This window comes from Levilactobacillus enshiensis, assembly GCF_007115095.1.
GTDB classification, from domain to species: domain Bacteria; phylum Bacillota; class Bacilli; order Lactobacillales; family Lactobacillaceae; genus Levilactobacillus; species Levilactobacillus enshiensis.
Window position 1 is genome coordinate 189,783 of the sequence record NZ_SULH01000004.1, and the last position, 10,537, is coordinate 200,319.

The window sequence follows — 10,537 nt, forward strand, 5'->3', positions numbered from 1 at the left end:
AACCGCTATAGTTAATTACACAAGTAACTAACCAATACACTGACGGGGGATTTTAAAATGACAACAGCAACGACGGTCGTGGATGTCCACGGCTTAGAAAAAACTTACGGTAAAGCAAATGAACGCCAATACAAGGCGCTTAAAGATATTAACTTTTCAGTCGCCGAGGGTGAATTCGTCGGCATTATGGGTGCATCTGGTTCCGGGAAGACCACGTTATTAAACATGTTGTCTACACTGGACACGCCCACCAAGGGTGATGTCATTGTGAACGGCCATGATGTGACCAAGATGCGCGGCAATCAACTCGCTGATTTTCGGGCCCAAGAAGTCGGTTTTATCTTTCAAGACTTCAATTTATTAGAAAGCTTAACGGCCGAAGAAAACATTGGCTTACCGTTGGCACTGAAAGGGACAGCCTCCAAGGTCATGGACCAAGCGATTCACGAAGTTGCAGAGACCTTGTCGATTGCTGATCTGTTACAGAAATATCCGGCCGAACTTTCTGGTGGTCAAAAGCAACGGGTTGCTGCTGCGCGGGCCATCGTTCATCATCCGTCGATTCTGATGGGGGACGAGCCAACCGGTGCATTGGACTCAACCAGCGCTCGTGAGCTGTTGGATCTCTTGACGACCATCAACCAGAAGCAAGCGATGTCCGTGCTGCTGGTCACGCATGATCCATTTTCAGCTAGCTTCTGTCAACGAATTCTGTTCATTAAGGATGGTCAGATCGGTTCTGAACTCAAACGGGGAAGTCAGGACCGCGCCGCCTTTTACCAACAGATTCTGAATGAACTGGGCACGTTTAACGAGTAGGGGGACGGATGATGTTAGGAAAATTAGCGCTAGCCGGAATTAAAAACCGGCGTCGAGACTATTTGGTCTTGTTGGCGGGGCTAACCATGTCAGCCGCCATCTTCTATATGTTTGCCAACTTGGCCACCAACCGGGCCTTCATTAAGGCCAACGCGGTCGTTTCCCAAGCCAGCCTCATTTTCGGCTTTGGGGCGGTGTTGTTGATTTTGATTACGGTGGTCTACATTATGTATGCCAACAGCTTTCTGCTTAGTATGCGGCAGCACGACTATGGCCTCTTCATGATGTTGGGTGCCACGCGCAAACGGGTCGGTGAATTGGTCTTCTTGGAAACCTTGATTCTGGGGGCGATTGCCACGGCAATTGGTATCGGTTTGGGTCTCCTGATGAGCAAATTCTTAGTTGGCTTTCTGCTGAACATGTTGGGCCTTCATTTGGCCCACCTGTCTGCAGTCTACGTGCCAGCAATCATTGCGACGGCCGTGTTATACGTGGGGCTATTCATTTTGGCCTCCCTGTTTAACCTGATACGTCTGACCCGGACAACCGTCTTGAAATTGTTACACAGCGACGAACAGGCTAACCAGCCAAAGGTCAAGCCCTTCCGCCAACTGATTCAGGGGACACTGGGGATTGTCTTCCTGGCGATCGGTTACTGGGCGTTGGCAGCCATTAAAACACTGCAAATGACGGCGATCCCATTGGCCTTGGTGACGATTACGCTAGGGACCTATCTATTGTTCCGGGCAACGATCCTGGTGATCATTCGCGGGTTACGTCACACGGCTTGGGCCAAGAAACATTTAAATGGCTTCCTATTGGGTCAACTCAACTTCCGGGTACACAACTATACACGGATGCTGACGATTGTGTCGTTGCTCTTTGCGATGGCGTTAGGGGCGATTACGGTCGGTTCTGGTTACCACAAGCAACTGCCTATGATGGCCAAGACGCTGGGAACCTACAGCATTGCGATTCATGATAAGACACCAGCCGAACAAAAGCTGATGGATCAACTACACGTGGCTTACACGGCAACCTACACGCAGAAGCGGCAGGGCAAGACCGTCTACTACAACGCCGATGAACTTGCGAAGCAACCCGTTGAACAGCAACGGTATAAGAAGTCTGGTCAACCAGAAGCGCACTTGTATACTCAGTCACTGAAAGCATTTAAAAAGTCTGGAACCCAGGACATGAACTTCATGGCGTTAGCATTAGGCAAAGTGGGGGCTTATACACCAAAAATTTTATCGGCTGAGCAGTTCGCTAAACAAACTGGCAAAACGGTGACGGTTACCACGATTCGGGTCAAGGACCTGCAGCAAGATATGAAGCCCTTGAAGCAATTGAATAAGCTGGAAAACCAGCGATTCACGCCACCTACCAACATGACGGTCGGTAGCTACCAAGGTTATGAAATGATGAACGCGTTCTTCGGTGGCCTTGAGTTCATGGGCTACTTCTTGGGAATTGCCTTCCTCGCGATGCTCGCGTCCTGCCTGATGTTTAAGATTCTTTCCGGGGCACCTGGTGACCAACGCCGGTACCGGATGCTCTACAAGGTTGGGGTTCGGCAAAACCTCATGCGTTGGGGGATTGCAAAAGAAATTGGGATTTTATTCTTAATTCCTGGTATCATGGGGGTAATCGACGTCTTGTTCGGTCTACAGATGTTTAAGCCCCTGATGGTAGCGCCAATGAGCCCCTATCTGGGGATTGGGAGCACCTTCCTGATCTTTATTGGCCTGTACGTCATTTACTATCTGATTACGCTGGCGCTATACTGGCGGATCGTGTTGCCAAAAACCACGACGGATTAACCGACAAGACGAGTTCACAAAGAATGTGGGAAATGAATGATGAAATTTAATTTCGATAGTCCGGAACCCATCTACCTGCAGGTGGCGGAACAGGTGGAAGAAGCCATCTTTACCGGCATTTATCAGGCCGGCGAGCAGGTGCCGTCCACGACAGAAATGTCTAAGGAATTTCATATCAACCCCGCGACCGTTTTGAAGGGAATTAATCGCCTGGTGACAGCAGGCGTGATCGAGAAACGCCGCGGTGTGGGGATGTTTGTCACCGCCACGGCCGAAACGACCATCAGAGAAAAACGCCGGGCCCAGTTCTCGGAACGCTTCGTTGACGGGTTCACGACTGAGGCTAAGAAACTCAATTTGTCTGAAGATGAGCTGATCGACCTGGTCAGACACAGTTACGAACAGTGATTGCGGGTCGTCCTAAAAAAGACTAGCGAGCACCCACGTTTTTACGTGGCGTACTCGCTAGTCTTTTTAGTACTAAAGGTTCCAATGTACGGGCCATGTTTGTTCTAGTAATAACAGTGGCACTAAAAACTGGGCAACATGGTGGTTAGGTCGCCTTACCGGTCAGCAGATATGGGCTGGATCGGTGCGAACACAACTTGAAGCCTCGTAAACCACGAGTCTACAAGCTTGGTTTTCTACTAAGCCAGTAAGAAAACTACTTACTGACTAAGTAGAACGACGCGCCTGAGCCCATATCTGCTGACCTCTCGGCTTATATTGTGCGCTCAGACAACTCTGAGAATATCTATAACTGTCGTTAACGCTTTGGGTAAAACACTAAGTAACGGTAGGTGTTTACAACTGTTGTTGTGATAAAACACAGTCAGTGCCGGAGGAGGCCAGGGATGGAGCCGGCCGTGAAAGTGGTGTTAGCTGGCGCTTTTTTGAAGTGCCAGCTTACACCACGGGCGACTTTGGAGACACGTGCTTTTCGTGGCTTCAAATCGAGCGAGAAGATGGGTGATCTTCCAGGCTGAAGCGTCCCCACAGCAGGCGGAATCCCTGGCAGCCGTAGTGCACCAATTTAGTCTAACTTAATGGCACGAATGCTTATCACCCACTGGGGCGGGACAGGGGTTTCAACTTTTAACCTTTAGCAGTGCGACTGAAGTCAGTTGTCCCGATGGACTCCAACTATCTTTTAGTAAGCAAAATAGTTTACTTTGCCTGACAATTGCGGTATAAATACTTGTGTACAATTGATTGGTAGAAAGAGGGAAAGCTTGATGAAAATCACAATTAAAGAAGCTGCGAAGGCTTACCTAACGCAACACTTACAGCCAGATGCCACGGTTCTGTTGGCGTTGGACGATGGTTCTAATCGGTATTCGACATTGGGTGGGAGCTGTGCCATTGGTGATAAGTTCCAGTTCGTTTCCCTAACGGCGGCGGATCCGGACTACACGATTCCCGTTGACAATGATGCCGGGCTGAATTTAATGACGAACGCGGATACTGAATTGTATTTGGGCAACGGGCTAATTTTGGACCGGGTCTACAACCAGTTGGCTTTACGCGATGATACCGGTATTTTGGATAGTGCGGTGGGGTTGATTACCTATACCGCCGCGGAAAAATCAGACTTAGACTTAAAGAAAGAAATGCAAACGCTAGGTACCCGAATCTGCTAAAGTGTTGCGTCTAAAGCTGACCATGACGAGATTTTTCTCGTGGTGGCCAGTTTTTTTGTGATTTCCAATGAAATCCGCCAAATTCGATTGCCAAGTCAAACAACTAACGGGTATAATTCGGGAGTAGAAAAGGTTACAGGAGGGGATTTTTTTGAAAAAGAACAATCAAGTCTGGCAACTACTAATCGGACTAGTAAGTTTAGTGGTGTTGCTGGTCGTTAGCACCGTCCCAGTGAAGGCGGCAACCAATCATAAGGGGGCTGAATTTACCACATCGGCGAAGGTCACGAACGGACCGGACTTTAAGCACGCCGATACCATCGATATTCAGTATAAGTTGGATTTCGGGAGTACCCCCATTCATAATGGAGATACGATTACGTTGGACTTACCCGCTAATTTAAAGGCTAAGACGCCTGGGGACACGTTTGACGTGCTGGATACAGATGGCACCGTTATTGGAAAAGCCGTGGTTAACGATGGTCAAGTTGTGATGACGATGAACAACGCCCTCGAAGGCAAGACCAACGATAAGCTGACGGTCAACCTGGCGACCAAGTATCGGGGCGATGATTCCGGTGAGAAGGATGTTGTTTTTGATCTGAAGGACAACCAGACCAGCACCTCGGTCATCAATATCGTCACTAATGAAGCAAACCTATCGAAGAAGGGTGTACTTCAGGACGACGGCACCATTAAGTGGACAATTTTGGTCAACCGGCAAGAAATTATCATGAAGAATTTGGAAATTACCGATACGATTGGTGACCATCAAGAAATGATTCATGGCGTTACCGTCAGCAATGCCTATTGGGTAGATGCAACAAACTACAAGCGGGAGAAGCCAGCCATGACGTCTGCCGATTACCAAATTACATATACCGACCAGGGCTTCACGTTGAAATTTAACGATACGGTCAGCAATTTAGTGACAATTGATTACTATACCAAGGTAACTGAACCGTCTTTGATCCATTCCGGTTACAAGTTTAAGAACAAGGCCATCATGACCTGGGGTGGCGGAACCTCTGGTGGTAAACACTCCGAAGAGGCCAACGGGAAAGTTTCCTCATCAACTGGCAACGGCGCCATTGGTGGCGGTGACAACAACGAAGGCAATAGTAACGAGAACAACGGCGGTAATGAAGGCAACGGCAACAACGAAAACAACGGTGGTAACGAAGGCAACGGGAATAATAACGGCAACGAAAACAATGGTGGCGACACGGACGGCGTCGAAACTTCTGAAGAGGAAGAGGATGACACCACGGGAACCATCGATGTTGACGACGGAACTGAAACCGATGCTGAAGAAACGGCCCGTGAAGATAAAGAGGGCGAAAGTACAACTAACCAGGCTACAAAGAAGCCAGCCAAGAAGAACCAGGCCAAAAAGAATCAAGTTAAGGCTAAAAAGGCCCAGGTCAAGGCGGCTAAAGTTACTGGTGTCACGGCAACGGAGCACCCGGGCAAGACAACGACTAAAACGAACAAGAAGTTGCCACAAACGGGTGACCAACTTAATAGTTTGGCGGTCTTGAGTGGGAGCATCGTCTTGCTGGTTCTGGGCTCAGCAGCAGTCATTCGGCGTCACTTTTAAAATTTAAATTGAAATTATCGCGCGTGTGCTTACCGAAATGGGTGAGCACACGTTTTTTTGATGAGTAGTCCAAGGGTGAAAGTTGAAAAATGGCAATAACCCTTGATGGGACGGGTGTTGGGTGCTCGTTTTTATCTACGAGGACCATGGTGCGGTGGTGCCCACCAAACCCAATAGGTCGAATTTAGCTAAGGTCTTTGCTGATAGCCTCCGCATAATTTGTTCCGACGCTGGTCAAGCGAGTGTCTTTCAATTTCAAGATGTGTTTATCGAGAGGCCAATCAGTTTTTTAGATAGGAACATTGCTAGGCTAAACTTAAATCGCGACCCGTTATGGTCTCAAATTCTCCCTGATAAAGGAGGTGCAGACGGGATTTTAGTGGTTATCCTTCAGTAAGGGTGACCATAAATAATCAAGTTAGATTATGAAAATGTGAAAAGTGTCATAAGCTTTGGTATACTCGATGTAAAATGAACGAGTGGCAATGGTCGCCCGCGATTAATATAGGGGTTTCCGAGGAGGAGATTTCATGCAGCAATTACGAGAGTATAAACGATTTTGGTTTGTGATTGTTTTGGGGGCCATTGCGTTATGGCTACAGTTTGTTAATCATCAGGCGGGTTGGGCACAGATTTTAGTGACTGTGCTGGGGGTTTTCCTGGCCCTACTGATGTTTGTCGACATGGTGAAGACGTTGCGTTCTGGTAAATTTGGTGTCGATTTGCTGGCAATTACGGCGGTAATTGCCACCTTAGCCGTGAGCGAATACTGGGCGGCGCTGATTGTGTTACTGATGTTGACCGGGGGCGATGCCCTGGAAGACTTTGCAGCTCGACGTGCCAATAGTGAATTACAGGAGCTTTTGAACAATTCACCACAAACCGCGCACCGGGCTACGGGCGATGAGATTACGGACGTGGCCATCAATGAGGTCGTGGTGGGGGATCGGTTGCTAGTCCGGCCTGGCGAAGTCATGCCCGTCGATGGGACGTTGCTAACGGGACCAACCACGGTCAACGAATCCTCACTGACTGGTGAAGCGCGCCCCATCGACAAGCAAGCTGGCGAGACGGTCATGTCCGGGAGTGTTAACGGGGAAGCCTCCGTTTACCTGCAGGCGGACCAGACGGCTGACAACAGTCAGTACCAAAACATTGTGCGGCTGGTCAAACAAGCGGAGTCGCAGCCGGCGAAGTTCGTACGCATGGCCGACCGGTACGCGGTACCATTTACGCTGTTGGCCTACGTGATTGCGGGGATCGCCTGGGGATTCTCTGGTGATCCTGTTCGGTTTGCGGAAGTCCTCGTGGTGGCGTCGCCGTGTCCTTTGATTTTGGCAGCGCCAATCGCATTGATTTCTGGGATGAGTCGGGCGAGTCGAAACGGCATCATTGTGAAGACCGGGACGACTTTGGAAAAATTGGCGCAGGTCAAGACGTTTGCGTTTGATAAGACCGGGACGATTACCCAAGGAAAATTGGTTGTCGACCAGATTGTCCCCGTGACGGCAATTCCGCAAGCGGAACTATTGCAGCTGGCAGCGAGTGCCGAACAGCATTCCGGTCACGTGTTGGCGCAATCCTTAGTGGCCGCGATAACTGAAAAGTTATTGGTAGCGACCGAGGTCAATGAAACGACGGCCCAGGGGGTTCAGGCGACAATTGACGGTCAGACGGTGCGAGCCGGTAAGGCGGAGTTCGTCACGGACCAGCCAATAGACAAGGCTAACCAGACGGCGGTCTATGTGTCAGCAGCGGGAATCTATCAAGGCTACATTAGTTTTAGTGATAAATTACGGCCGGAAGCGAAGACGACAATGGCTGACCTGCACCGGTTAGGCGTCCACAACTTGGTTATGATCTCCGGTGACAGAAAGCCGATTGCCAAGCAGATCGCCGCTGAAGTCGGAATCGACCAAGTGCATGCCGAGTGCTTGCCCGCGGATAAAATTAACGTGCTGGCTGAGTTGCCAGCCGACCAACGACCGGTTGCTATGGTGGGGGATGGGATCAACGATGCCCCATCACTGGCGACGGCTGACGTGGGAATTGCCATGGGCGCCCATGGAGCAACGGCGGCCAGTGAATCGGCCGATGCCGTGGTACTTAAAGATGACCTGACCCGGGTCAGTGCGGCGCGTGATATTGCCCAGTGGACCATGCGAATCGCCCGGCAAGCAGTCTTGATCGGGATTATTATCTGTACGGTGCTGATGGTGATTGCCAGCTTTGGGGTTATTCCGGCGATCATCGGGGCCGTGTTCCAAGAAGTGGTGGATACGGTCACAATTCTCTACGCGCTCCGTGCCCGTAAGGATCAGTAGGTTGAATTTGATTTGGACAACATGGTGGTTGGGGTCGCCTTACCGGTCGGCAGATATGGGCTGGATCGGTGCGAACACAACTTGAAGTCTCGAAAGTGCCGAGTCTCCAAGCTTGGTTTTCTACTAAGCCAGTAAGCAGATCACTTACTGGCTTAGTAGAACGACGCGCCTGAGCCCATCTCTGCCGACCTCTCGGCTTACATGGTGTTCTTAGACGACACTGAGTCTAACCATAATTATCGTTATCGAGAAGGCTGAAAAATATTAGGTAACCGTGATTTACAGCTGTTGGCGTGATAAAACACAGTCGGTGCTGGCGGAGGCCAGGGATGGGGCGAGTGAGAAGACTGGTGTTCTTCCAGTCTGAAGCGTCCCCATAGCAGGGCGGAATCCCTAGCAGCCGCAGTGCGTCCGATTTAAACCAATTCAACGGTGTGTGTGACTGCTTACCCATACTGGAACGAAGCGGGTATGTTGTTTTTCAGCCTTTAGCTTGACCGTTTAAAATTAACTTGTGATTGGCCATGATGTTGGTCAGTCACTTTTTAATTTGTGATGGAAATTTTGATGAGTCATTTCCTCAGTTCGGCTGAATGCGGTATCATAATTATGTAAGGGACACGGCCGATTAATGACCAAATAAATTGTGGAGGAGTCTACAGGATGACAAAATCAATTTACACGGATTATTTCTTTGATAAAGCGGCATTTAACACGCACGACGGGGGTTATATTCCGCTAGAGGAACCAGATATTCCGCAACAACCTTTGCGGGTGCCACCGCTGTTAAAGCCGGACAAAGAAACGGCGACGGATACATATTACACGGTCGAGGCGCAAGCGGGGGAGACCCAACTTTTACCCGGAAAAAAGACCAAGACCTGGGGCTACAATGGCACGTTGTTGAGCCAAACCATGGTTTTTGCCAAGGGGAAGACCATGCACATTGACCTGAAGAACAGTTTGCCAGAGTTGACGACGTTCCACTGGCACGGCTTGAACGTACCGGGACCGTATACCGATGGTGGCTGTCACGCACCCGTTTACCCCGGAGAAACGCGGCACATCGACTTTAAGGTCGACCAGCCAGCGGCTTTACTGTGGCTACACGCACATCCATGTCCATCAACTGCCGAACAAGTTTGGCATGGCCTAGCGGGAACGGTCATTGTGACTGACAAACAAGAAGCAAAATTACCATTCCCTAGAAATTATGGGGTCGATGACATCCCGTTGGTCCTGCAAGACCGGCGTTTCCATGAGGACAATCAGTGGGATTACACTGCCGACTATGATCCAGATGGTGTGCAAGGGCCAACGGCAATGATCAATGGGACCATCAATCCGTACTTTGATGTGACGACCCAACGGCTACGCCTGCGAATCTTAGACGGCGCTAATCGCCGTGAATGGCGGCTGCATTTTAGTGACGACCTGCCATTTACGCAGATTGCCTCAGATGGCGGCGTTATGCCAGAACCCGTGACGTTCACGCACCTCATGTTGACCTGCGCGGAACGGGCGGAAATTATCGTGGACTTTGGCAAAATTAAGCCGGGTCAGACCGTCACGCTGTATAGCGATGATGTGCCATTGGTTCGTTTCAGAATCCACGACTACCAACGCGAAGACGTGACCTTGCCAGAACACCTCGTGGATATTCCCAATCCTGACGTCACTCCAGACACGCCCGTCAGAAAAGTGGTCATGTCCGGGATGGACGAACAGGTCATGATCGACGGTAAGAAATTTGAAATGCAACGGATCGACGCCCGGCAAAAGGTCGGCAACGTTGAGCTGTGGGACGTCACGAACACCAACGACATGGGCGCCGGCATGGTCCACCCCTTCCACATGCACGGCACGCAATTCTTAGTCATTTCGCGAAATGGCAAGGCCCCATACCCGAACGAACACGGATTCAAGGACACGGTCGGTGTGAACCCCGGTGAAACGGTTCGCATCAAGGTCTGGTTTGAACATACCGGTGTTTACATGTACCATTGCCACATCATCGAACACGAAGATGGCGGCATGATGGCCCAAATCGAAGCCTACGATCCAGACCATCCTAAGACCTATAAGCTGATGGACATGGACACCTTAATGAACGCCGTTGCCAAGGAACGCGGCATCGACGTTAAGGACCTCCATTTGGCCGGGATGAGTTCGTATGAGAAGATGGGGATGAAGATGTAAGAGTGCGGAGCGAGCCGTTAAGACTCTGAGCATTAGTGGAAAAAGACCTTCTGGTCGGCAAAGCCGTCCAGGAGGTCTTTTTGTACTAAGCGCAGGAGTCTGGCTCGCGGAGCACGTTTCGGAAGCCGCCAG

7 protein-coding genes are annotated in these 10,537 nt (G+C 50.1%); all 7 read left to right on the plus strand.

Going from position 1 to position 10,537, the window contains the following annotated elements:
- Positions 1-57 precede the first annotated feature (57 nt).
- The 7 genes from FAY32_RS05835 to FAY32_RS05865 all read left to right on the plus strand — a co-directional run bounded on the left by FAY32_RS05835 (position 58) and on the right by FAY32_RS05865 (position 10,405).
- Positions 58-819 carry an ABC transporter ATP-binding protein gene (locus tag FAY32_RS05835; protein ID WP_143462515.1) on the plus strand — a complete coding sequence of 254 codons (762 nt, stop codon included), beginning with the start codon at positions 58-60 and terminating at the stop codon, positions 817-819.
- Positions 820-830: 11 nt separating this feature from the next.
- Positions 831-2,642 carry an FtsX-like permease family protein gene (locus tag FAY32_RS05840; RefSeq protein WP_143462516.1) on the plus strand — a complete coding sequence of 604 codons (1,812 nt, stop codon included), beginning with the start codon at positions 831-833 and terminating at the stop codon, positions 2,640-2,642.
- A gap of 39 nt (positions 2,643-2,681) precedes the next feature.
- On the plus strand, positions 2,682-3,050 hold the full coding sequence (locus FAY32_RS05845) for a GntR family transcriptional regulator (RefSeq protein ID WP_143462577.1): 369 nt from the start codon (positions 2,682-2,684) through the stop codon (positions 3,048-3,050).
- 827 nt (positions 3,051-3,877) lie between these two features.
- Positions 3,878-4,282, plus strand: a complete 405-nt coding sequence (locus FAY32_RS05850) for an iron-sulfur cluster biosynthesis family protein (RefSeq protein WP_143462517.1) — start codon at positions 3,878-3,880, stop codon at positions 4,280-4,282.
- A gap of 151 nt (positions 4,283-4,433) precedes the next feature.
- On the plus strand, positions 4,434-5,882 hold the full coding sequence (locus FAY32_RS05855; RefSeq protein WP_143462518.1) for a collagen binding domain-containing protein: 1,449 nt from the start codon (positions 4,434-4,436) through the stop codon (positions 5,880-5,882).
- Positions 5,883-6,412: 530 nt separating this feature from the next.
- Positions 6,413-8,206: a heavy metal translocating P-type ATPase gene (locus FAY32_RS05860; RefSeq protein WP_143462519.1), complete on the plus strand. Its 1,794-nt coding sequence runs from the start codon at positions 6,413-6,415 to the stop codon at positions 8,204-8,206.
- Between the two features lie 663 nt (positions 8,207-8,869).
- Positions 8,870-10,405 (plus strand): multicopper oxidase family protein, encoded by a 1,536-nt coding sequence (locus FAY32_RS05865; RefSeq protein WP_143462520.1) that lies wholly within the window; start codon positions 8,870-8,872, stop codon positions 10,403-10,405.
- Positions 10,406-10,537 lie beyond the last annotated feature (132 nt).